This window comes from Alkaliphilus transvaalensis ATCC 700919 (assembly GCF_000621485.1).
Classification (GTDB): Bacteria; Bacillota; Clostridia; order Peptostreptococcales; family Natronincolaceae; genus Alkaliphilus; species Alkaliphilus transvaalensis.
Genome location: NZ_JHYF01000001.1, coordinates 416,230 through 439,456 on the forward strand (window position 1 = coordinate 416,230; position 23,227 = coordinate 439,456).

Genomic DNA, 23,227 nt, shown 5'->3' on the forward strand with positions numbered 1-23,227 from the left:
AACTTCATTGTTGACAGTAATTAAGTTCATCAGGAATTATAAGTAGATCAGGTAGCTGATCTACTTTCCTTATGGTCTATACTTATATATACATATAATTAAATTACTGGAGTATCCATCATCAATGAAGGGCATACTGAGGTAAAATATTTTACTTTTATGACTTTATATATAACTGACTATTATGACTAAAGGTATCCAGCTGACTTATAAAGGTAAAGAAAGTATAATTAACATAATAAAATTATGTAAACGGAAGGTGTTTGTTATGAGGAAAAAGACAAAGGCTATAAAAGTAGGTAATATTTTTGTAGGGGGAGATCATCCTATTACCGTCCAATCTATGACTACTATAGATCCTAAAAATGTTGAGGCAAGTGTAGAACAAATCCTTAAATTAGAAGAAGCGGGTTGTGATATTGTTAGAATTGCAGTTCCTTCCCTACAATCAGCTTACCACATTGGAGAAATAAAAGCTCAAACCAACATACCCATAGTGGCTGATATCCACTTTGATTACCGTATTGCATTAGAATCTATTAAACAAGGGATAGACGCCCTACGAATTAATCCAGGAAACATAGGAGATAAAAAACGAGTTAGAGAAGTGGTAAAGGCAGCAAAGGAGAAAAATATTCCAATTAGAATTGGTGTTAATGCGGGTTCCTTAGAAAAACATCTGCTAGAAAAATATGGACATCCTACAGCCGATGCTATGGTAGAAAGTGCATTAGAACATGTAGCCATTTTAGAAGAATTAGACTTCACAGATATTGTTATCTCCCTTAAAGCCAGTGATGTGGCGTTAACAGTAGAGGCCTATCAAAAAATCTCTCAGGCATGTGATTACCCTCTCCATCTAGGAATAACAGAGGCAGGTACTGTTTGGGCAGGTACTGTTAAATCTTCTATAGGTATCGGAGCTCTTTTGTTAATGGGAATAGGTGATACCATCAGAGTTTCCCTAACAGGAGACCCTGTGGAAGAGATTAAAGTTGGTAGACAGATTCTAAAATCCCTTGGAATCATTCAAAATGAAATAACGATAATATCCTGTCCTACTTGTGGCCGTTGCCAAATAGACCTAATAAACCTAGCAAATGAAGTTGAAGAAAAAATAGGAAAACTAAGAAAACCCATTAAGCTGGCAATTATGGGCTGTGCAGTTAATGGACCTGGTGAGGCAAGAGAAGCAGATATTGGCATTGCCGGTGGTATTGATGGTGCATTGCTATTCAAAAAGGGTGAAATAATAAAGAAAATACCTGAAGGTGAAATTACAAAGGTTCTGTTGGAAGAAATTGAAAAAATGTAGTTCAGGAGGGTTTCTATGAAGGTATCTGCAATAATACCAGCCTTTAATGAAGAAGAGCGTATAGAAAATGTTATTAAACCGTTATTGGATTCTCCCCTTATAAATCGTATAATAGTGATAGACGATGGCTCGATAGATCTAACAGCAAAAGTAGTTAGCAAATACCCTGTAGAACTAATACGTCTTCCCAAAAACAAAGGAAAAGCTGAAGCTGTAAAGGTGGGCTTAAGCTATTGTCAAGAAGATATTATACTAATGATTGATGCAGATTTAGTAGGTTTAACAACAATACATTTAAGAGACCTAATTGCTCCTATTAAAGAAGAAAATATCGAAATGACCATTGGTATTTTTGAAGGTGGAAGATTTTTAACAGATACTGCTCAAAAAGTAGCACCTAATCTTTCGGGACAGAGGGCTTTTAAAGGGTCTCTTGTTGCAGATATTTTAAGTTTAGACACCAAGGGCTATAGTATAGAAATGGCCCTAACAAAGTTAATTAAGAATAAAAATATAAGTACGAAGAAGGTAATATTGAAGAACATTAGTCATGTTATTAAAGAAGAAAAACTAGGGCTTTATAAGGGAGCCCTCTATAGAATGAAAATGTATGGTGAGATTATTAAACATTGGTTAAATTAAAGGTGGGATCATATGCAGTTAAAATGTTTTAGTGATTTCCTTGGGGAATTGGGAATAAAAGGTTATCCTAGCTTTGAATCCTATCATTTAAAGCAAGTAAAGTTTTATAAAGAAAAAAGAAAACTTGAGATGAACCTTTCCTCGAATCATATATCAGTATGGAGAGAAATAGATTCTGTTATTGAAAAATTAAAGGGATTTTTGAAATTGCAAGAGGTTGCTGTTAAGTTTTCCTACGACTTTAAAATCGAATCCATAGAGGACTTACTTGAAAAAAACTGGAATAATATTTTGTTTTTTATTCAAAAGGCATTACCATCTTCCAGAGGTATACTATCTAAAATAACTTGGGAGCTAGAGGAAGATCGTATTAAAATTCTTATTCCAGAAAACTTTTTAGGTGAAAAGGCTAAAGAAAGAAATCTAAATATTGTAATTGAAGATTTCTTTTTGACCCACTTTGGAGTACGGTTATCTTGCATAATAGAAGGGATCAATGGAGGTACCTTTGATTTAGCAGACTATGAAGTCATTAAAGAAAAGGAAAGTAATCAGTACATAGAAGAGATCATGAAAAATGTACAACTGGCTACATCCAATTCTAATAGTGAGGTAAAACCAGCAAGTAAAAAGGAATCCCAATCCAAAGAAGCAAATTCAAACTCACCACTTCTCTTAGGAAAATCTGTGGCAGGTGAGGTTATGCCCCTTAAAGAGCTAACGGGGGAGCTAGTTAAAATTGTTTGTGAAGGTGAAACAATTGCTGTTGAAACACGGGAGTTAAATAGTGGAAAAAAACTATATACTGTACAATTTACTGACTATACCAGTTCTCTGGCTATAAAAATCTTCGAAAGAAAAAATACCACAGTAGACTTTGAAGAAGCCATCAAAAAAGGACAGTGGATTCGAGTTCGTGGTGATGTGGTATATGATAAGTATGCACGAGAGTATGTTATAATGGCTTCTGATTTGATGCTGATCAGTAAAGAAAAGATAACGGATCAGTATCATACCAAACGGGTAGAACTTCATCTTCATACCCAGATGTCTTCTATGGATGGTGTAAGCAGCACTTCTAGCCTTATAAAAAGAGCAGCAGAATGGGGCCACAAGGCAATAGCCATTACAGACCATGGGATAGTACAGGCCTTTCCCGAGGCAATGGAGGCAGGTAAAAAGCATGGCATTAAGATTTTATATGGTATGGAGGGCTATTTAGTTAATGATGAAGCTAAATTAGTTGAAGGAGAAGATACCTATCTTTTAGAAGATGAATTTGTTGTATTTGATATCGAGACAACAGGTTTATCTAATAAAGTAGATCGAATTACAGAAATTGGTGCTGTAAAGGTTAAAGATGGTAAGGTGATTGATCAATTTTCTTCATTAATTAACCCCCAAATGCCAATCCCACCAAAAATTGTTGAACTGACGGGGATTACCAATGACATGGTTAAGGATTCTCCTGGTATTGAAAAGGTGCTTCCAGAATTCTTAGCTTTCGTAGGGGATACCCCTTTAGTTGCCCATAATGCTTCTTTTGATGTAGGTTTTATTCGTGAAAATGCAAAACATCAAGGACTAACAGTTAAAAATGCTGTGGTCGATACCTTAAAATTAGCTAGGGTTTTATTACCCCAACTTAAAAGACACAAGTTGAATGTTATTGCAAAGGAATTAAATATTACCCTACTTTCCCATCACAGGGCCGTAGACGATGCTACAGCAACAGCAGAAATATGGATGGAATTTATTAAGATGATGAAGGAAAAGGAAATCCTAAGTTTTAAGGATATCAATCAGCAGTTAACTAAAAAAGCTGACTTTAAAAAGCTGGATACCTACCATGTTTTAATCTTAGTAAAAAATTATACGGGATTAAAAAACCTCTATAAAATGGTTTCAGAATCCCATATTAATTATTTCTATAAAAAGCCAAGACTACCTAAAAGCCTTTTAAGTCAATATCGTGAAGGCTTAATTATAGGAACTGCCTGTGAAGCAGGAGAGTTATTCCAAGGGATTATGCAAAATAAGACAGAAGAAGAAATCGAGGCAATTGTTAAATACTATGATGTTCTAGAAATTCAACCTGTGAAAAACAACCAATTCTTAATAGATAAGGGCTTTGTTGGTGGGGTTGAAGATCTTCAAAAAATTAATAAGCGAATTACTGATTTAGGAGATCAATTTAATAAGCCTGTTGTTGCAACAGGAGATGTTCATTTCTTAGATCGCAGAGATGAGGTATTTAGAAGGATTTTAATGGCGGGGCAAGGTTTCGGTGATGCCGATCATCAACCGCCACTATACTTAAAAACCACCGATGAGATGATTAAAGAATTCCTTTACTTAGGAAAGGAAAAGGCAGAAGAAGTAGTAATTCATAATCCCAATATGATTAATGATCTAGTGGATGATATTATTCCTATACCCGATGGAACCTTCCCGCCAGAAATCGAAGGCTCTGAGGAGGAATTAAGGCGAACCTGTAATGAAAAGGCTGAAAGAATCTATGGTTCGCCACTACCTGAACTAGTTAAATATAGACTGGATAAAGAATTAAATTCCATTATAAGTAATGGATATGCGGTAATGTATATTATCGCTCAAAAACTAGTGACGAAGTCAATGGAGGATGGATATTTGGTTGGTTCGAGGGGGTCTGTCGGGTCTTCCTTTGCGGCAACCATGAGTGATATTACCGAGGTAAATCCATTACCACCCCATTATGTCTGCGAAAAGTGCAAGCACTCTGAATTTATCACCGATGGGTCCTACGGTTCTGGGGCAGACCTACCCGATAAAAAATGTCCAAAATGTGACCATCAATTGACTAAAGACGGCCATGATATTCCTTTTGAGGTTTTCTTAGGATTTGAAGGAGACAAAGAACCGGATATAGACTTAAACTTTGCTGGGGAATATCAAAGTGAAGCCCATAAGTATACTGAAGAACTCTTTGGTAAAGGGAAGGTTTACCGTGCAGGGACAATTGGTACGATAGCCGACAAAACAGCCTATGGTTTTGTAAAGAAATATCTTGAAGAGAAGGGAACCCCCTACACCTCAGCTGAGATCAACCGTTTAACGATGGGTTGTACTGGGGTAAAGAGAACCTCTGGACAGCATCCAGGGGGAGTTATGATCGTCCCAGCCAATAAAGATATTCATGAATTTTGTCCAATACAATATCCAGCCAATGATGGAAGTTCTGGGGTTATCACCACCCACTTCGATTATCATTCCATCAGTGGACGTTTATTAAAATTAGATATCCTTGGTCACGACGTTCCTACCATCATCAAGATGCTGGAGGATTTAACAGGAGTTAATGCTACGTTAATTCCTTTAGATGATCAAGAAACTGTCAGCATTTTTACCAGTACTAAAGTGTTGGGCATCGACCCAAAAGAGTTAGGTAGTGAGGTAGGTACGTTAGGGATACCAGAGTTTGGAACAAAGTTTGTAAGGCAGATGCTAATTGATACTCAACCAACCACCTTTGCAGAACTAGTTCGGATCAGTGGACTTTCCCACGGGACAGATGTTTGGCTGAACAATGCTCAAGACTTAGTTAGAAATGGAATTGCTGAACTAAAAGATGTAATATCAACCCGTGATGACATTATGAACTACTTAATCTTAAAGGGGCTTCCAGCTAAAACCTCCTTTAAGATTATGGAGAATGTCCGTAAAGGAAAGGGATTAACCCCCGAGCATGTGGAGGAAATGCAACAGAATAATGTACCTCAGTGGTATATAGACTCCTGTAATACAATTAAATATATGTTCCCTAAAGCCCATGCTGCTGCCTATGTTATGATGTCCTTTAGAATCGCTTACTTTAAAGTTCATCATCCTAGGGCCTTCTATGCCACCTACTTCACAACAAAAGCGGAAGATTTTGATGCAGACCTAGTTGTTAAGGGTAAGGAAATGGTTAAGGGGAAAATAAGTGAGATAGAATCTATGGGGAATGATGTGACTGCTAAGGAGAAGAACCTTTTAACTGTATTGGAAGTTGTTCTAGAAATGTTCTTAAGGGGAATTGAAATCTTACCAGTAGACATTTATCAGTCAGATTCTGACCGTTTTATGATTGTAGATGATAAGCTACTGCCACCCCTAAAATCCCTGCAGGGAGTAGGACAAAATGCTGCTAAGAATATTGTTGAAGCAAGAAAAGAGGGAGAATTCATATCCCTTGAAGATCTAAGGCAGCGAACGAAAGTAACTAAAACTGTTATTGAGACATTAGTTAATCATGGTTGTATAAGTGATTTACCACAAACCAATCAACTAAGCCTATTTTAGCTTGCACCTATTGGTGAATTGTGGTATACTAGTTTTAATGGCATAGAACTATAACGAAGAGTGGGGACTTCCCACTCTTTGCTATTATGTTACTAAAGTAAAGTGAAATCCCGCATAAATAAAGTATAAATGGCTGAAAATACATATATTAAAGGGAAAATTGAATAAGGGAGGGTTTAATATGGGGCAAAATAGAGTAGAAAAACTAACAGAAGAACTAGTGTTACCAATTGTTGAAAAATATAATTTAGAGTTAGTAGACACAGAATTTAAGAAAGAAGGACCCCATCGTTACTTAAGGGTTTTCATTGACAAAGTTGGTGGCGTGAGTCTTGACGACTGTCAAAAAGTAAGTGAAGATTTTAGTGAGATCTTGGATGAATTAGATCCAATCGAAGAAAATTACTTTCTAGAGGTATCATCCCCTGGTTTAGACAGACCATTAAAAAAGGATTCGGATTTTGAAAAGTTTAAGGGGGAAGTGGTAGAGGTTAAATTATACGAACCCCTCATGGGACAAAAAGTCATAGAAGGTGAACTAATTGGTCTAGTAGATGACAAAATACAATTAGAAGTAAAAAACGCTGGTTTAATTGAAATACCAAGAGAGAAAACCGCTATGACTAGATTGGCGATTAAATTTTAAGGAGGGTTTGAAGAAATGAATGTAGAGTTTATTGAAGCACTACAACAGATCCAAAAGGATAAGGGGATTGCAAAGGAAGTTTTAATTGATGCCATTGAAGCTGCATTAATCTCCAGCTACAAAAGAAATTTCGGTACAGCCCAAAACGTAAGGGTAGAAATTGATCGAGATAGTGGTGATGTACACGTTTATTCTCAAAAGAGAGTTGTAGAGGTAGTGGAGGATGAAACATTAGAAATTCAACTTCAGGATGCAAAGGAAATTGATCCAAACTTTGAAGTGGAAGATATTGTTGAAAGGGAAGTAACCCCAAGAAACTTTGGTCGAATTGCAGCTCAAACGGCAAAACAAGTGGTAGTGCAAAGGATTAGAGAGGCAGAAAGAGGTATTGTTTTCGATGAGTATATTAATAGAGAGACGGATATTATTACAGGTACTGTTGCTAGGGTAGCTAAAGGGATTGTTTATGTTAATCTAGGAAAAATCGAGGCTGTCTTAGGACCAAATGAACAAATGCCTACAGAAGAGTATAATCATGGAGACAGGATTAAAACCTATATTGTCGAAGTTAAGAAAACAACTAAAGGGCCTCAAATAACCGTATCTAGAACCCATCCAGGATTAATTAAGCGTTTATTTGAATTAGAAGTTCCAGAAATACATGACGGAACAGTTAGTATTAAAAGTATCTCTAGAGAAGCTGGTTCAAGAACAAAAATTGCAGTAGAATCCACTGATGAAAATGTAGATCCAGTAGGAGCATGTGTTGGACCAAAGGGAAATAGGGTACAATCAATAGTAGATGAACTTAAGGGTGAGAAAATTGATATTATTAAATACAGTAAAGATCCAGTTGAATTTATTACAAGTGCCCTAAGTCCTGCAAAGGTAGTGTCTACAGAAGTTAATCTTCAAGAAAAGACAGCTAAAGTAATTGTTCCAGACTATCAACTTTCTTTGGCCATTGGTAAAGAAGGACAAAATGCAAGGTTAGCTGCAAAATTAACAGGTTGGAAAATAGATATTAAGAGTGAGAGTCAAGCGAATCAAGAGTAGGGGTGATTAACATGAAACAAAAGAAAATACCTCTTAGGAAATGCTTGGGTTGTAACGAGATGAAGGGGAAAAAAGAGTTAATTCGAGTGGTGAAAAACCAAGAGGGTGAAATTAAAGTTGACCTGACAGGGAAAGCCAATGGCAGGGGTGCCTACATATGCTTGGACAAGGAATGCTTTCAAAAAGCTAAAAAAACTAAAGCCTTCAATCGAGCCTTTCAGTGTAATGTAGAGGACGAAATATATGAAAAACTGATTCAGGAGATTGATGAGTGTGAAGGATAAAATTAAGAATTTAATAGGCTTTGCCATGAAGGCGGGAAAACTTGTTTCAGGAGAAGACGGCTGTAAAATTGAAATAAAGAAAAATAATGTTTTTTTAATTATCGTTGCAGAGGATGCTACCGATAATACGAAGAAATTATTCACCGACAAAACCAGCTATAGAAGTATACCACTTAGATTCTTTGAAAAGAAAGAAACACTAGGACATATTATAGGAAAAGCACCCAGAGCTGTAATCGGTATAAAGGATAAGAGCTTTGCTGAAAAACTTATTGAACACATTGATAACGTTGAAGATAGCAAATATTTAGGGGGTGATTAGCTTGTCAAAGTTAAGAGTGTATCAGTTGGCAAAGGAACTAAATATAAGTAGTAAAGAATTGATTGAAAAGTTAAAGGATTTGGCAGTAGAGGTAAGTAATCACATGAGTACTTTAGAAGATGAAGAGGCTAAGTTGGTAAAGGAATTATTATCAGAATCTGGAACAGCTGAAGAAGAACCAGCAATTAAAGGTGCTGTTCAAGATACTGATATAGATGAAGAACAAGAAATTATTAATAAAGTGCCTTTAAACAAAACTAGTACAATTCCAAAGACAAATAATAAAAATAAGAACAAAAAAAATAAAAAAGGTAGGGAAACGAAACTGGACGAGAATATGGAACTAAAAGAGACGAATAATAACGATATGAGAATAATTGAAATTGATCAAAAGATTGTGGTTAAAGATTTAGCTGAACTTTTAAATCGTAAGGTAAGTGAAATTATCGGTAAATTAATTCAAGCTGGGGTTATGGCAGCAATGAATCAAGAAATTGATTTTGAAACAGCTGCTAAAATTGCCGAAGAATTTGATGTGGAAGTAGTTGAAAAGGCAGTAAAAGCTGAAGAAGAAGACGTAGACTATGAAATTATAGCTGATAATGAAAAAGATTTAAAGCCTAGACCACCGGTTGTTACCGTAATGGGACACGTAGACCATGGTAAAACTTCTCTATTAGATACAATTAGGAAAACTAAGGTTACAGAGAGGGAAGCAGGCGGTATTACACAGCATATTGGAGCTTCGGAAGTACAAGTAAATGGTAAGAAAATTGTATTCTTAGATACACCTGGTCATGAGGCCTTCACTTCTATGAGGGCAAGGGGTGCAAAGGTAACAGATATAGCAATACTAGTTGTAGCTGCTGACGATGGGGTTATGCCTCAAACAATAGAAGCAATTAACCATGCTAAAGCTGCCAATGTACCAATTATTGTAGCTATCAATAAAATTGATAAACCTGGTGCAAACTCAGACCGAGTTAAACAAGAACTCTCTGAACATGGTGTTATTATTGAAGAGTGGGGCGGGGAAGTCATTTCAGTAGAGGTATCGGCCCTTCAAGGAACAAATATTGACGACCTATTAGAAATGGTACTGCTAGTTGCAGAGGTTGAAGAATTAAAGGCTAACCCTAACCGTGAAGCTGTAGGTACAGTAGTAGAAGCACAGTTAGACAAGGGTAGAGGTCCAGTTGCTACTGTTTTAGTACAAAATGGAACCTTAAGGGTAGGCGACTCAATTGTAATTGGTACATCCTATGGTCGTGTTAGAGCTATGGTTAATGATACAGGTAAAAGGGTTAAACAAGCGACTCCTTCTACAGCTGTTGAAATTACTGGTTTAAATGATGTTCCAGCTGCTGGGGATCAATTAATTGCTGTGGCAGATGATAAGATTGCAAGATCAATCGTAGAGAAAAGAATTAATAAAATTAAAGAACAGCAATTAAGAACTTCTCAAAAAGTTTCTCTTGATGCTTTATTTAGTCAAATGCAAACGGGAGAAATTAAAGAACTAAATATTATTGTTAAGGCCGATGTACAAGGTTCTGTAGAGGCTGTTAAACAATCACTATCTAAACTTTCTAATGATAAAGTTGTTATAAAGCCTATACATGGTGGCGTAGGAGCCATTACAGAATCCGATGTTATGTTAGCATCTGCATCTAATGCTATTATTATCGGATTTAACGTAAGACCAACTTCTGGTGCTACAGCCGAAGCTAAGAAGGAAAATGTTGATCTTCGTAGCTACAGAATCATCTATAAGGCAATTGAAGATATTGAAGCTGCCATGAAGGGAATGTTAGACCCAGAGTTTAAGGAAGTAGAACTTGGAAAGGCTCAAATTCGACAAACGATTAAGATTCCTAACCTTGGTTTAATTGCTGGTTGTTATGTAACAGAAGGTAAAATGAAACGTAATGCTCAAATGAGATTAGTTAGAGATGGTATTGTTATTCATGAAGGTGCTATTGGATCTTTAAGACGTTTTAAAGATGATGTAAAAGAAGTAGCAACTGGATATGAATGTGGTATAGGTATTGATAACTTCCAAGACGTAAGAGAAGGGGATGTTATTGAAGCCTACGTAATGGAGGAAATTTCAAGAGATTAGTAGGTTTCTATGTAAATATTTAAATGATAGATCAAATGATAGATAAGAATAGAGATTAGAAAGGATGAGGTCGTTGGCATATCCTAGAGTTAGTCGATTAAATGAAGAAATAAGAAAAGAAATCAGCGATATTATTAGAAATGATTTACGGGACCCTCGTATTGCACCAATGACAAGCATAATAGAAGTAGATGTGACAAGGGACTTAAGTTATGCAACAGTTTACATTAGTGTCTTAGGAACAGAAGAAGAAAAACAAGCTACCCTTGAAGCTTTAGTTAGTTCTAAAGGCTATGTAAGAAGAGAAATTGGTAGAAGAATTAAAGCAAGAGTAACACCAGAGATCATTTTTAAGCTGGATAATTCCATTGAAAGAGGAATTGAAATGCATAAAACAATTGCCAAGGTTACAGAACCTACTGCTAACCCAGAAGCTAAATCAGAGGAAGAAGACAATGAATAAATTGATCCCATCTATTAATTCTGATACTAGAATTGCCATTATCGCCCATGTTAATCCAGACGGAGATAGTTTAGGTTCCATAATGGCTTTAGGTCTAGCTTTAATGAAAAGATCAAATCAGGTTAATATATTCTTAAATGATGAACTTCCAGGTAGATATTCTTTTCTACCGGAGGTTCATCTACTTAAAAAATATCAATCTAATGAATTTGATGATTTTGACCTTTGCTTTGTTTTGGACTGTGGGGATGATCGTCGCTTTGGTGATATAGATCTTTTAGTCAAAAGTAAAGAGGTCATTAATATAGACCATCATGTTAGTAATAACGGGTTTGGAGATATTAACTTTGTTAGAACTGATGCTTCTTCAACATGTGAAATTGTATATTCAATCATTACAGAAGAATTAGAAATTCAATTAGATGAAAAGATAGCCACATGTCTATATACAGGAATTGTTACGGATACAGGAAACTTTAGATACGAAAGTACAACTTCCTATACCCATAAAGTTGTAGCGGAATTATTAGATTTCGGTGTGAATATTCAAGAAATAACTTTTAATCTTTATCAAAATAACAGTTTAAATAGCACTAAATTTCTTGGACATGTATTAAATCAAATGGAGATTTATTTCAATGGTAAGGTTGCCATCATTACAATTGATCAAGACTTACTTAAGGAATTTGACGTTAAGTACGAAGAAGTAGAGGGTATTATCAACTATGCTAGAGATATTGAAGGTGTGGAAGTAGCAGTGATCATTAAGGAAGCCACCACTGATGGAGAAATTAAAATTAGCTTTAGATCTAAAAAGAATTATGATGTAAATGAACTAGCTAAAGGGTTCGGCGGCGGCGGTCATAAAAGGGCTTCTGGAGCAACGACAAAAGGAACACTAACTGATGTGAAAGAATCACTATTAAATAAGCTAGAAAAGATGATATAAGACGGTGATAACTTGAATGGTATTATTAACATCTTAAAACCACCAGGAATGACCTCCCATGATGTGGTTTCACTGGTGAGAAGAAAAGCAAACATGAAAAAGGTAGGTCATACCGGTACGTTAGATCCCAACGCTGCTGGGGTGTTACCAATATGCTTAGGCCAAGGAACAAAAGTGTCACAATTTTTACTTGATAGTAATAAGAAATATCGTGCAGAACTAACTTTAGGGATAGAAACTGACACACAGGATCGTTATGGGACAATTCTTTGTGAGAAAGCAGTGAGTAGCTCTAGGGAAGAAATAGCACAAGTCATTATGGGCTTTGTTGGAGAGTATGATCAAATTCCTCCAATGTATTCTGCCCTTAAACGGGATGGTAAGAAACTTTATGAACTTGCCAGAGAAGGCATTGAAATAGAAAGAGAACCACGAAGAATTAAAATACATGATATAAATATTTTAAAGATTGAGGGAAATAAGGTACTTTTTGATGTGACTTGTTCGAAGGGAACTTATATAAGAACCCTTTGTAAAGATATTGGAGATCAATTGGGCTGTGGAGGAATGATGTCCTTTCTTTTAAGGACTGCAACAGGCAATTTTCATTTATCTACAGCTATTACAATAGATGAATTAAAGGACCATGATCGTCTTGAAGAAGCCCTATATCCTGTTGACTATCCCTTAGATGAAATCCCGAAGGTAGTGGTTAAGTCAACTGGTGCGAAGGCAGCCTTAAACGGCAATCGAGTATATTCGAAGGACTGGAAGGAAGGTCTTCAACTAGAGGAAGCGATGCAGGTAAGGGTTTATGTAGAGGATCGATTTATCGGTTTAGCCTTAATAAAAGTAGAAGGCCATTTTAGATATCTAAAATTTTTAAGGCTTTTTGTTTAAAAGGGGAGTCTATATGATAATAGTAAATGAAGTGAAACAATTAGATATAAAGGTTCCTAGAGGCGTTGCTCTAGGTAATTTTGATGGGCTTCATATTGGACATCAAGAACTTATTCACATGCTCTTAAATAAATCAAAGGAACTAGAACTGGAATCATGTGTCTATACCTTTAAAAATCATACCAATAGTCTCATTAAGCATCGTGAACTGCCGCCACAAATTACCCATCAAAATGTAAAGATTGAGCTATTTAAAGCCCTTGAAATCGATTCGTTAGTTTTAGCAGAATTTAATGAAGCAATTATGGGTTTAAGTCCTGAAGAATTTGTCAAAAATATCCTAGTAGATTCGTTAAATTGTAAATTTGCTGTTGTTGGATTTGATTATCGTTTTGGTAAAAAAGCTCAGGGGGATGCTGTGGCTTTAGTAGAGTTTGGTAAGAAATATGGTTTTTCTGTTGCTGTGATTGATCCAGTCACTTTGGATGATGAAAAGGTAAGTAGTACCAATGTACGAAAGTATATTAGCGAGGGTAATATGGAAAAGGCTAAAGCATTTTTAGGTAGACCCTTCTCCATCACTAGCAAAGTAATCCATGGAATGGGTAGAGGGAAGCATTTAGGATATCCTACTGCTAATATCCTTGTAGAATCCCATCAGTTAATTCCATTGGATGGTGTTTACGCTACTTTAGTAACGATTAACAATGAAAGCTATATGGGGGCTACTTGTATAGGAACAAACCCAACCTTTGACGGTAAAAGTATTTCTGTTGAAACCTTCATACTAGATTATGAAGGAAGTTTATATGATCAGTTTATAGAGGTACAGTTTATGAAAAGATTAAGGGATAATATTCGATTTGATGGAATAGATGCCTTAATAGATCAAATGATGAAGGATGTAGAAATAGCAAAAACATATTTACAACCTTTCCATAATATGATAAGATAAATAGGTTGAATGAACCTATTCTCAGTAATTTGAGTCACCGACGGTTACTTAGAGTATGGGGATATAAATTGAGGAGGTGAAACCAATGAACAAAAAAGACGTAATCGAAGCACATAAGACTCATGAAAATGATACTGGTTCTCCAGAGGTGCAAATCGCCCTTTTAACTAGCAGAATCAATCATTTAAATGACCACTTAAAGACCCACAAGAAGGATTATCATTCAAGAAGAGGTCTATTAAAGATGGTTGGTCAAAGAAGAAATCTTCTTAACTACGTAAAGAACAAAGATATCAATCGTTACAGAGAGATCATCGAAAAATTAGGCTTAAGAAAATAATGAAGAGCGGGTATAACCCGCTCTATTATTTAGCCTTTTTGTGGTAAATGTTGGATGGTAGTTTTTTACCATTGACTTTTTTCGATTTTGTAGAGGAATTTAATCTATAAATAAAGGAAATAATAGTGATTACATAGAATTATATCTATAACATGAAAGGAGGATTTATTCTATGGTAAAGACGTTTCAAATGGAATTAGCTGGCAGACCATTAGTGGTAGAAGTGGGTAAAGTAGCAGAGCAATCCCACGGAGCTTGTCTAATTAAATATGGAGAAACGGTTGTACTTGTTTCAGCAACCGCATCTAAAGCTCCAAGGGAAGGGATTGATTTCTTCCCATTAAGTTGTGATTATGAAGAAAAATCCTATGCAGTAGGTAAAATCCCAGGAGGATTTATTAAAAGAGAAGGTAGGCCAAGTGAAAAGGCAGTTTTGACTTCAAGACTAATAGATAGACCAATAAGACCACTTTTCCCTAAGGGTTACTATAATGATGTACAAGTTATTGCTACTGTACTATCAGTTGATCAAAATTGTACACCAGATATTACTGCTATGATCGGATCTTCCGTTGCCCTATCAATTTCTCATATCCCATTCCAAGGGCCAACTGGCTCTGTTTGTGTAGGAATGCAAAACGGACAGTTTATTATTAACCCCACAACAGAACAAAGGGAAAATAATGATCTTAACTTAATCGTTTCTGGTACAAAAGATGCTATCATGATGATTGAAGCAGGTGCTAATGAATTATCAGAAGAGCAAATTACAGATGCAATTATGTATGGACATGATGAAATTAAGAAGATTGTTGCTTTTATTGAAGAAATTCAAGCTGAAATTGGGAAACCAAAGGAAGAAATTGTGCCTAAGGTGACCAATGAAGAACTTACTCAAGAGGTAAGGGCTTATGCTACTGAGAAAATGATTAATGCCATTAAAACCTTTGACAAACAAGAAAGAATTGAAAATATGGATAAGGTTAAGGAAGAGACCCTTGAATATTTTGCTGAAAAATATGAAGATAACTTAAAAGAAGTTAGCGAAGTTTTAAGCAAAATTATTAAAGAAGAAATCCGTAGCATGATTGTAAATGAAGGCATTCGTCCAGATGATCGTAAGTTAAACGAGATTCGACCAATTAATTGTGAAGTTGGTTTATTGCCAAGAACCCACGGGTCTGGATTATTTACTAGAGGACAAACTCAAGTATTAACTGTAGCTACTTTAGGCGCCCTAGGTGATGTTCAAATTCTTGATGGTCTTGGTGAAGAAGAAGAGAAAAGATATATGCATCACTATAACTTCCCTCCCTACAGTACAGGTGAGACTAGATTTTTAAGGGGACCAGGAAGAAGAGAAATTGGACATGGTTCTTTAGCAGAGAGGGCCTTAGAGCCGATGATCCCAACTAAAGAAGATTTCCCCTATGCTATTCGTCTTGTTTCGGAGGTTCTAAGCTCCAACGGTTCAAGTTCGATGGGTAGTGTATGTGGTAGTACTTTATCCTTATTAGATGCTGGAGTACCTTTAAAGAAAATGGTAGCAGGTATTGCTATGGGTCTTGTTAAAGAAGAAGATAAAGTAGCTGTTTTATCAGACATTCAGGGGATGGAAGACTTCTTAGGTGATATGGACTTTAAAGTAGCTGGTACAGATGACGGAATAACAGCTATTCAAATGGATATAAAAATCGGTGGTATCGATCGAGAGATTCTACAAACAGCTTTAGAACAAGCTAGGTTAGGAAGACTTCATATTCTTGGTAAGATGAGAGAAGCTATTACTGAGCCAAGACCTGAGTTATCACCATATGCACCTAAAATAGTAAAAATGACAATTAATCCAGATAAAATTAGAGATGTTATTGGAACAGGTGGTAAGGTAATAAACAAGATTATTGATGAAACTGGTGTAAAAATTGACATCGAAAATGATGGTACAATATTCATTGCTGCTCCAGACCAAGAGTCAGGTAAAAAAGCAATTGAAATGATTGAAAACATTGTGCGTGAACCTGAAATTGGACAAGTGTATCAAGGTAAAGTAGTGAAAATCATGAATTTTGGTGCTTTTGTTGAGATTTTACCTGGTAAAGAAGGGTTAGTTCATATTTCTAATTTAGCCCATGAAAGAGTAAACAAGGTAGAAGATGTTGTTTCTCAAGGTGACATTATTGAAGTTAAGCTAATGGAAATAGACCAACAAGGAAAAATTAATTTATCTCGTAAAGCGGTTTTACCAAAACCAGAGCCAACAACTAATAACAACAATTCTGAAAAAGCATAAACCAAAAAAGGTTTATGTTTTTTATTTTTTTATTTTTTAGTGATAACCTATTGGTTAATAGCAAAATATTTGTTAAAATATGTATATTGATATAATGAGATTTGTAGTGTTAAATCAAATTTAAAGTTAAGGAGGACATATGAATCAACTATTATATGCAAGTATTGCTTTAATCATTAACTCAGTTGTCGGGTACTGCCTCTACAAAGGCAAGTACAAGATAGAGACCCTTTATTTTCCTCTCTTTATTGTATTATTCGGTAATATCAATATCATATCTTCTATTTACTATATTGATCTGTCGACATTCATTGCTGCAATAATTATAACTAACTTATTTGTATTATTGCTATATTTGATTGCTGGGTTATCAATTGGTTTAGCTGTTGAAGCTGATAAAGTAGATGAAGCTTTAAGTAGCCAAGATTTTTTTAAAAATGCTGATATAAAGATTGGTAAATACAAAAAAGAATATATACTTCCAGAGGGGGCTAAGGTCAGCCTTTCAGGAAAAAAGAATGCCACAGTGACCATTACTTCTAAGTTAAGTATAAAGGGAATCATGAAGGTTAGAGAAGAACTCTTGCCTATACTTACTGAACTAGATGGCAGAAAAGTGTCGACAAAGGAGAGTATCCAGGTTGGCATTTTAGGCTTGAGTTTACTTGTTTTTTACTATTTTATGTCATAGTTATCTCATAGTTATGTCATAGGAAAAATTTATAAACTGACACTATTAAGTAATTATACAAAATCCCATTCCTTTGTTAGGTATATGGGATTTTGTATTTTTATGATATCAGTAGTAATTGAGGTATGCTATCATATAAGATTGTTAAGACAGTGATTAACTGTAATAGAGCTGTATAAACTAGAATAATGGCAGAATACCAGAACCATACCCTTTGTTTTGACATAGGTCAAAAGTACTAAAAGTTAGAAAGGAAAATTAATATATAAATCTTGATTGGGAAAATAAGTGATTAATGGTAAAATAATATTATTAGATGATAAAAATTATAAGGGTTTCTGAATAATGAATATACAATGTCTATTATAATTATTAAACTGGTAGGGGGATACATATGAATACGGATAAAGATAAAGAGAAAGATACATCGGCAAACAGTCTAAAAAGAGAAATAGATATGGAAGAAATAGAAGTGAAAGAATCATCCTTCGAAAATTTAGAATTGAATAATAATAATCAAAGTTTTTTCTTAGAGGATGAAGAATTATCTAAATTAATAAATAACTTTTATGATAAATCAGAAGAAATTGATCAAGCGTTATTCATATGTTTTTTAAAGTCTAATGCAGAGGTAACTTCTTTTGAAGAAAATTTCATATTTCTTGCTGATGAAGGTTCTATAGAAGAAGAAATGGAAACTACATTAGAAAAATTAACTGTTTTGATAAATTCAAGATTAGAACAAAATAGAAAACAAACAACAATAAAAATAGAAAGCATAAACACCATCGAAGAGGTAGATATTGAAGGAGAAGTAACTCAACTGGCAGAGACTTTAAGTTGTGGTGTTCATCAAATAATAGAAGAAATTTATAATAGTGTTGAGACGATTTTAGTTGGGACTCATCTCTTAGTAGCTTCAGAAGTCTATCCTATATTGGATGATTTTATGATTAGACTCTCAAAGAAGATAGAAGCGTTAATGGATGTAGAAAGTAGTAAAATATCTGAAAAAATTGAAGAAGAACAAAATAGACTGCTGGATATTTATCTGGGAATTTCAGAAATTAAATTTGAGGCTGAATTATTTAATCAATAATGAGATTATGAAATTAGAGGAGAGACAAAATGAACTACACCAAGAGAATGATTTTAATCGGATTAACCCTAGTGATACTAATAGGGGTGAGTGGCTGTACGAAAAAGAAAAACAGATATACCCCAGAGGGAATAAAAGAAATGATGTTGGCTTATTTAGAAGAAAAATATGATGAAGAATTTGTACCAATTTCACTAACAATGGAAAACTGGGCATATAAATATGACTCCTTAAGGGTTTACCCTAAAAATGGGAATAGGGAAGATTTTTTTGAAGTACAAGGTTTTAGAATGGATGATGGGACTTATGAAATGATGGATGGCTATTTTAAGTATATTATAAAAGATGCCTATGAAGTACAGATAAGAGAATATGTATCAGAGTATTATGATGATATTAAGATATTTACCCGTATTTCTGGTTCTGGGGTATATGATGATAGACTAAATAAGTCCACTAAATTAAGTGAGGTATATGATATAGACCCTAGTTATCTACCAGCGATAGATATCTTTGTTAAAGAAGATACAACTCAAGAAATAGAAGCGTCAGAAATATTAAGGGACGTAGGCAATAGGTTGATAGAGGATAAGTTACCTGCAATGCTAGTTTTATATATAGTGTACGAAGATAAATTTCCAGAAGCAGACTTAAGTTTCTTAAAATTACACCACACAGAATTTCCGAAATACGTTATAGAAGAGAGGATGTTAACAATTGGTAGAAAATTAGAGATATTTGAGGAGAGATAAATATGTCAAATTTAACTGATGATCAATTAATCTTACTCGACAGTTTAATTTATTTAAATACGATGGAAGAATATGATCTGGAACCGATTTCGGAGTTTGTTAACGAATTATTATACGAAGAAGGTTTAGCCCTAAGTGAAGACCCAGACAATCTAAGTCACTACCCAGCTGAAATGATAAAAGGGGAATGGATACAAATATTAAAGGCAATTGAACAGGACCCACGATTGATGAATTTGACCATTACAGAAGCAGTCACCCGTGAGAAGGGGATGAGGGTTGAGACTATATATCATGAGATTTCTTAAGTTAAAAAGAGGAATCCAACCTTTTCCATAGAACTTTATAACCAATAGAGGACAGTTCTACTTTTAATCTAATTATTATAAAAGAACTTTACGCAATAAGTTTCAACATAAGCAGATAACCAATTTAATGAATTAAATTGTGTAAGTCCTTTAATTTCTTTACCTAAAGGCATCCTTTGTATCTTTCGAAGGAAGATTTTGTTAAATAGATAAAGAAATAGATCCTTAACCAAAGATAGATGATAATAAATTATAGAGATTATATATTATAAAAATATATTAGCTAGAGGGGGAACACAATGGATTATACTAAAAGAATTATATTAGTAGGATTAACAATATTAATAGTAATAGGAGTGAGTGGCTGTATGAAAAAGAAAAACAGATATACCCCAGAGGGAATAAAAGAAATGATGTTGGCTTATTTAGAGGAAAAATATGATGAAGAATTTGTACCAATTTCGCTAACAATGGAAAACTGGGCATATAAATATGACTCCTTAAGGGTATACCCTAAAAATGGCAACAGAGAAGATTTTTTTGAAGTTACAGGCAGTAGAAGAGATGATGGAACCTATCGAATGAGGGATGGGTATTTTAAGTATATTATAAAAGATGCCTATGAAGCCCAGATAAGAGAATATGTATCGGAGTATTATGATGATATTAAGATATTCACACGTATATCCGGTTCTGGGGTATATGATGATAGACTAAACAAGTCCACTAAATTAAGCGAGGTATATGATATAGATCCTAATTATCGACCAGCGATAGATATCTTTGTTAAAGAAGATGTAACTCAAGAGGTAGAAGCATCAGAAATATTAAGGGCAGTAGCCAATAGGTTGATAGAGGATAGATTGCCTGCAAGAATAAAGTTCTACATAGTATATGAAGATAAATTTCCTGAAGCAAGCTTAGATTTCTTGAAATTACACCATACAGAATTTCCGAAATATGTTAAAGAAGAGCGGAAGTTGTCAATAAACAGTAAACTTGAGTTATATGGGGAGAGATAAATATGTCAAATTTAACTGATGATCAATTAATTTTATTAGACAATCTAATTTATTTAAATACAATGGAAGAATATGATCAGGAACCGATTTCGGAGTTTGTTAACGAATTATTATACGAAGATGGTTTATCCCTAAGTGAAGACCCAGACAATCCAGGTCACTACCCCGCAGAAATGACAAAAGAGGAATGGATACAAATATTAAAGGCAATTGAACAGGACTCACGATTGATGAATTTGACCATTACAGAGGCAGTCACCCGTGAGAAGGGGATGAGGGCCGCCACCTTTATTGAAGCGGATACTAACATGGCTACAGTGGTCTTTAGGGGAACTGGTAATGACTTTGAATGGAATGACAATGCTGTTGGTGGCTACAGTGCAGATACAGAACAACAGGAGGAGGCACTTGACTATCTAAAGAGTGTCGTAGCAGATGAAAATGGAAATAAAATATATGATTTTGTAAATGTAAGTGGTCATTCAAAGGGTGGAAATAAAACCCAATATGTGACAGTGCTAGCAGGACACTTAGTTGATTATGCCCTTTCCGTTGATGGGCAAGGCTACTCAAAAGAATTTATAGCTCAATATGGGGATCTAATACTGGCTAATCGGCATAAGATTGTTTCTATTTCTGCTGGTAGAGATTTTGTTAACTGCTTGTTAGAACCTATTGCAGGAACAATCATTTATGTTGATACAGAAAAACAAGATAATTTCCTAAGATATCATGCTCCCTATGTGGTACTTGGCTTCGACGAAGAGGGCAGAGCATATTTGAGAGAAGAAACGGAACAGAGTAAAATTTCAGAATTAATTAATGGCTTCTCCATGTTTTTAGATGGCAAGCATGTACCAACGCCTTTTAAAGCTTTTGTATTTCATGGAGTAATAGGTTTCTTGAAGAAAGAAGATTCTGAATTGGAGGGCTTTAAAAAAGAAAGCTTGATTCATAGAGTATCAGCTGGTTTATCCCTAATTCCTATGCTTAGCCTATACATGAAAAGCAACCCAGATTTTATTAATGAAATAAAACGAGATTTATTAAAAGAGATTAGGACAGAGTTTGGCCCCGTAATAGAAATTGTTGCTACAATGGGACTTTTCGTTTTAGCACCTCATTTATTCATTTCTGAAGTTATGCGATTAATGATAACACCAGTAAAAAATATAATTGTTAAAGGAATAGAGCTATTTAAAAGTGTTGTAGGCGCTGTAATTAAGGGATTAGATAATTTTAAAGATGCTATTATAAATATAGGCGGTAGTATTGCAACTGGGATAGTAAGATTTAGTGAGCAGATTAAAGATACATGGTATAAATTAGGGACATTTATGAGTGATACCTTCACTAATATTAGTAACGGGTTTAAATCAGCAGGAACAGAAGCAGTAGCATTAATGAATAACTTTATTAATAAAGTAGCTAATACTGTTAGAGCTTGTATAGAAGGCATTGTAACAGGTACTAAAAAGTTTTTAGCATTGTTTGAAAAAGATGGAGCCATTAGAAAAGGCATTAGTAACTTATGGAATAATGCACTAAACAAAGGCAATCAGATATCTAAAAATATAGTTGCTACTTCCCAAAAGCAAGCAGAAAATATAATGGAAAAGTACAGAAGTAAAGTAAATAATATAAAGTCATACGTAAATGTAGGACTGAATAAAATAGGAGATAAGAAAACACAGGTACAAAACTTTACGAAAAAAGTATTTATGGGGATAGGGACGGGAACATCCACATCTAGACAGTTACAGGTTGATTTAAATCGTTTAGCAGACCTTCATAATAAATTAAAGCAACTAGAAAAGAACTTAGGAGATCATGTAAATAGAATACATAATGAAGTAAATCAAATTAAAAATGATGTAGAAAGAAACTATAGAGAGCATTATGTAAGGCAACAAACCCAGATAATAAATAACGCCTGTACTGATATTCGTAAGAGCTTATTAAAAATTACAACAGAATTAGATAAAAAATCAAAGTCATTAAAATCTTCAGAGTCAGATTATCGAAGGGTAGAGCAGAATTTGAGAAGGGAAATTTTAGTATAGTTTTTCTAAAATAATATTTAATGAAGTTATTTGAAAGTATAAGACGGGGGAAGTTTATGGAAAAAAATAAAATAGCGTTATTACTAGAAAATTTAGAGAAACGCAACATAACAGGTCATTATTTTGATAGTTTTAGTGAAGCAAAGGGCGCATTATTAAAGATGATCCCGATAGAGGCTACAATAGGGGTAGGCAATTCTATAACTCTAAAGAATATGAATATATCAAAGGAATTAGAAGATAGAGGGAATACTATATACGACAAAACCAATGCTAAAACGAAGGAAGAAGCTAAAATTCTTAAAAGAAAAGCACTAATAACAGATTGGTATATCACTGGGTCAAATGCTATTTCTATGGAAGGGCATATTGTTAATATGGATCACAGTGGAAATAGGGTAGCTGCGATGCTTTACGGACCTGACCATGTAGTGATTGTGGTTGGAATCAATAAAATCACAAAAACATTAGATCAAGCCATTAATAGAGTAAGAAATATAGCTTCTCCTAAGAATGCTAAAAGGGCTGGCTTAAACCCACCCTGTGTACAGGTAAATCATTGTATTAACTGTCGTTCGGAGGATCGAGTATGCAATAATTTAGTAATTATTGAGGGGCAGCATCAAACTGATAGAATGAAGGTTTTTATTGTTAATGAACAGGATGGTTTTTAATAGAGGCTTAAAAG

General features: G+C 34.7%; 21 protein-coding genes. All 21 read left to right on the plus strand.

Annotated features, from left to right (window positions below; translation table 11 throughout):
* Positions 1-268 precede the first annotated feature (268 nt).
* The 21 genes from ispG (at position 269) to T335_RS0102010 (ending at position 23,213) form a co-directional block, all read left to right on the plus strand.
* A complete protein-coding gene (gene ispG, locus T335_RS0101910; RefSeq protein ID WP_026476041.1) occupies positions 269-1,315 on the plus strand; it encodes a flavodoxin-dependent (E)-4-hydroxy-3-methylbut-2-enyl-diphosphate synthase in 1,047 nt (348 codons plus the stop codon).
* A gap of 15 nt (positions 1,316-1,330) precedes the next feature.
* Complete coding sequence (locus T335_RS0101915) at positions 1,331-1,957, plus strand: glycosyltransferase family 2 protein (protein ID WP_026476042.1); 627 nt, start codon at positions 1,331-1,333, stop codon at positions 1,955-1,957.
* Between the two features lie 12 nt (positions 1,958-1,969).
* Complete coding sequence (locus T335_RS0101920) at positions 1,970-6,277, plus strand: PolC-type DNA polymerase III (RefSeq protein ID WP_051569083.1); 4,308 nt, start codon at positions 1,970-1,972, stop codon at positions 6,275-6,277.
* A gap of 181 nt (positions 6,278-6,458) precedes the next feature.
* Complete coding sequence (gene rimP, locus T335_RS0101925) at positions 6,459-6,923, plus strand: ribosome maturation factor RimP (protein WP_026476044.1); 465 nt, start codon at positions 6,459-6,461, stop codon at positions 6,921-6,923.
* 15 nt (positions 6,924-6,938) lie between these two features.
* Positions 6,939-7,979: a transcription termination factor NusA gene (gene nusA, locus T335_RS0101930; protein WP_026476045.1), complete on the plus strand. Its 1,041-nt coding sequence runs from the start codon at positions 6,939-6,941 to the stop codon at positions 7,977-7,979.
* A gap of 11 nt (positions 7,980-7,990) precedes the next feature.
* The gene (gene rnpM / locus T335_RS0101935) at positions 7,991-8,263 is read left to right on the plus strand and encodes an RNase P modulator RnpM (RefSeq protein WP_026476046.1); all 273 of its coding nucleotides are present in this window, start codon (positions 7,991-7,993) and stop codon (positions 8,261-8,263) included.
* Complete coding sequence (locus tag T335_RS0101940) at positions 8,247-8,585, plus strand: L7Ae/L30e/S12e/Gadd45 family ribosomal protein (protein WP_334291161.1); 339 nt, start codon at positions 8,247-8,249, stop codon at positions 8,583-8,585. The genes rnpM and T335_RS0101940 overlap by 17 nt, the downstream gene beginning before the upstream one ends.
* A 1-nt stretch (position 8,586) precedes the next feature.
* Entirely contained in the window at positions 8,587-10,707 is a 2,121-nt protein-coding gene (infB, locus tag T335_RS0101945) for a translation initiation factor IF-2 (RefSeq protein ID WP_026476048.1), read from the plus strand.
* A 64-nt stretch (positions 10,708-10,771) separates the two neighbouring features.
* The gene (gene rbfA / locus T335_RS0101950) at positions 10,772-11,170 is read left to right on the plus strand and encodes a 30S ribosome-binding factor RbfA (RefSeq protein ID WP_084280856.1); all 399 of its coding nucleotides are present in this window, start codon (positions 10,772-10,774) and stop codon (positions 11,168-11,170) included.
* Positions 11,163-12,119: a DHH family phosphoesterase gene (locus T335_RS0101955; RefSeq protein WP_026476050.1), complete on the plus strand. Its 957-nt coding sequence runs from the start codon at positions 11,163-11,165 to the stop codon at positions 12,117-12,119. The genes rbfA and T335_RS0101955 overlap by 8 nt, the downstream gene beginning before the upstream one ends.
* Positions 12,120-12,131: 12 nt before the next feature.
* Positions 12,132-13,019, plus strand: a complete 888-nt coding sequence (truB, locus tag T335_RS0101960; RefSeq protein ID WP_026476051.1) for a tRNA pseudouridine(55) synthase TruB — start codon at positions 12,132-12,134, stop codon at positions 13,017-13,019.
* 13 nt (positions 13,020-13,032) lie between these two features.
* Complete coding sequence (locus T335_RS0101965) at positions 13,033-13,974, plus strand: bifunctional riboflavin kinase/FAD synthetase (RefSeq protein WP_026476052.1); 942 nt, start codon at positions 13,033-13,035, stop codon at positions 13,972-13,974.
* Positions 13,975-14,059: 85 nt separating this feature from the next.
* A complete protein-coding gene (gene rpsO / locus T335_RS0101970) occupies positions 14,060-14,314 on the plus strand; it encodes a 30S ribosomal protein S15 (RefSeq protein ID WP_034327419.1) in 255 nt (84 codons plus the stop codon).
* 172 nt (positions 14,315-14,486) lie between these two features.
* Positions 14,487-16,604 carry a polyribonucleotide nucleotidyltransferase gene (locus T335_RS0101975; protein WP_026476054.1) on the plus strand — a complete coding sequence of 706 codons (2,118 nt, stop codon included), beginning with the start codon at positions 14,487-14,489 and terminating at the stop codon, positions 16,602-16,604.
* Positions 16,605-16,743: 139 nt separating this feature from the next.
* Positions 16,744-17,295 carry a hypothetical protein gene (locus tag T335_RS0101980; protein WP_026476055.1) on the plus strand — a complete coding sequence of 184 codons (552 nt, stop codon included), beginning with the start codon at positions 16,744-16,746 and terminating at the stop codon, positions 17,293-17,295.
* Positions 17,296-17,689: 394 nt separating this feature from the next.
* On the plus strand, positions 17,690-18,394 hold the full coding sequence (locus tag T335_RS0101985) for a hypothetical protein (RefSeq protein WP_026476056.1): 705 nt from the start codon (positions 17,690-17,692) through the stop codon (positions 18,392-18,394).
* Positions 18,395-18,423: 29 nt separating this feature from the next.
* Entirely contained in the window at positions 18,424-19,146 is a 723-nt protein-coding gene (locus T335_RS0101990; protein WP_026476057.1) for a hypothetical protein, read from the plus strand.
* A 2-nt stretch (positions 19,147-19,148) separates the two neighbouring features.
* Positions 19,149-19,454 carry a hypothetical protein gene (locus T335_RS0101995; RefSeq protein WP_026476058.1) on the plus strand — a complete coding sequence of 102 codons (306 nt, stop codon included), beginning with the start codon at positions 19,149-19,151 and terminating at the stop codon, positions 19,452-19,454.
* A 299-nt stretch (positions 19,455-19,753) separates the two neighbouring features.
* Positions 19,754-20,476 carry a hypothetical protein gene (locus T335_RS0102000; protein ID WP_026476059.1) on the plus strand — a complete coding sequence of 241 codons (723 nt, stop codon included), beginning with the start codon at positions 19,754-19,756 and terminating at the stop codon, positions 20,474-20,476.
* Between the two features lie 2 nt (positions 20,477-20,478).
* Positions 20,479-22,539: an Mbeg1-like protein gene (locus T335_RS21455; protein WP_051569084.1), complete on the plus strand. Its 2,061-nt coding sequence runs from the start codon at positions 20,479-20,481 to the stop codon at positions 22,537-22,539.
* A gap of 56 nt (positions 22,540-22,595) precedes the next feature.
* The gene (locus T335_RS0102010) at positions 22,596-23,213 is read left to right on the plus strand and encodes a lactate utilization protein (protein WP_026476060.1); all 618 of its coding nucleotides are present in this window, start codon (positions 22,596-22,598) and stop codon (positions 23,211-23,213) included.
* Positions 23,214-23,227: the final 14 nt, after the last annotated feature.

Bases quoted from the DNA above. Each gene is read 5' to 3' on its own strand.
- ispG (WP_026476041.1), top strand. From the start codon at position 269: ATGAGGAAAAAGACAAAGGCTATAAAAGTAGGTAATATTTTTGTAGGG.
- T335_RS0101915 (WP_026476042.1), top strand. From the start codon at position 1,331: ATGAAGGTATCTGCAATAATACCAGCCTTTAATGAAGAAGAGCGTATA.
- T335_RS0101920 (WP_051569083.1), top strand. From the start codon at position 1,970: ATGCAGTTAAAATGTTTTAGTGATTTCCTTGGGGAATTGGGAATAAAA.
- rimP (WP_026476044.1), top strand. From the start codon at position 6,459: ATGGGGCAAAATAGAGTAGAAAAACTAACAGAAGAACTAGTGTTACCA.
- nusA (WP_026476045.1), top strand. From the start codon at position 6,939: ATGAATGTAGAGTTTATTGAAGCACTACAACAGATCCAAAAGGATAAG.
- rnpM (WP_026476046.1), top strand. From the start codon at position 7,991: ATGAAACAAAAGAAAATACCTCTTAGGAAATGCTTGGGTTGTAACGAG.
- T335_RS0101940 (WP_334291161.1), top strand. From the start codon at position 8,247: ATGAGTGTGAAGGATAAAATTAAGAATTTAATAGGCTTTGCCATGAAG.
- rbfA (WP_084280856.1), top strand. From the start codon at position 10,772: ATGAGGTCGTTGGCATATCCTAGAGTTAGTCGATTAAATGAAGAAATA.
- T335_RS0101955 (WP_026476050.1), top strand. From the start codon at position 11,163: ATGAATAAATTGATCCCATCTATTAATTCTGATACTAGAATTGCCATT.
- T335_RS0101965 (WP_026476052.1), top strand. From the start codon at position 13,033: ATGATAATAGTAAATGAAGTGAAACAATTAGATATAAAGGTTCCTAGA.
- rpsO (WP_034327419.1), top strand. From the start codon at position 14,060: ATGAACAAAAAAGACGTAATCGAAGCACATAAGACTCATGAAAATGAT.
- T335_RS0101975 (WP_026476054.1), top strand. From the start codon at position 14,487: ATGGTAAAGACGTTTCAAATGGAATTAGCTGGCAGACCATTAGTGGTA.
- T335_RS0101980 (WP_026476055.1), top strand. From the start codon at position 16,744: ATGAATCAACTATTATATGCAAGTATTGCTTTAATCATTAACTCAGTT.
- T335_RS0101985 (WP_026476056.1), top strand. From the start codon at position 17,690: ATGAATACGGATAAAGATAAAGAGAAAGATACATCGGCAAACAGTCTA.
- T335_RS0101990 (WP_026476057.1), top strand. From the start codon at position 18,424: ATGAACTACACCAAGAGAATGATTTTAATCGGATTAACCCTAGTGATA.
- T335_RS0101995 (WP_026476058.1), top strand. From the start codon at position 19,149: ATGTCAAATTTAACTGATGATCAATTAATCTTACTCGACAGTTTAATT.
- T335_RS0102000 (WP_026476059.1), top strand. From the start codon at position 19,754: ATGGATTATACTAAAAGAATTATATTAGTAGGATTAACAATATTAATA.
- T335_RS21455 (WP_051569084.1), top strand. From the start codon at position 20,479: ATGTCAAATTTAACTGATGATCAATTAATTTTATTAGACAATCTAATT.
- T335_RS0102010 (WP_026476060.1), top strand. From the start codon at position 22,596: ATGGAAAAAAATAAAATAGCGTTATTACTAGAAAATTTAGAGAAACGC.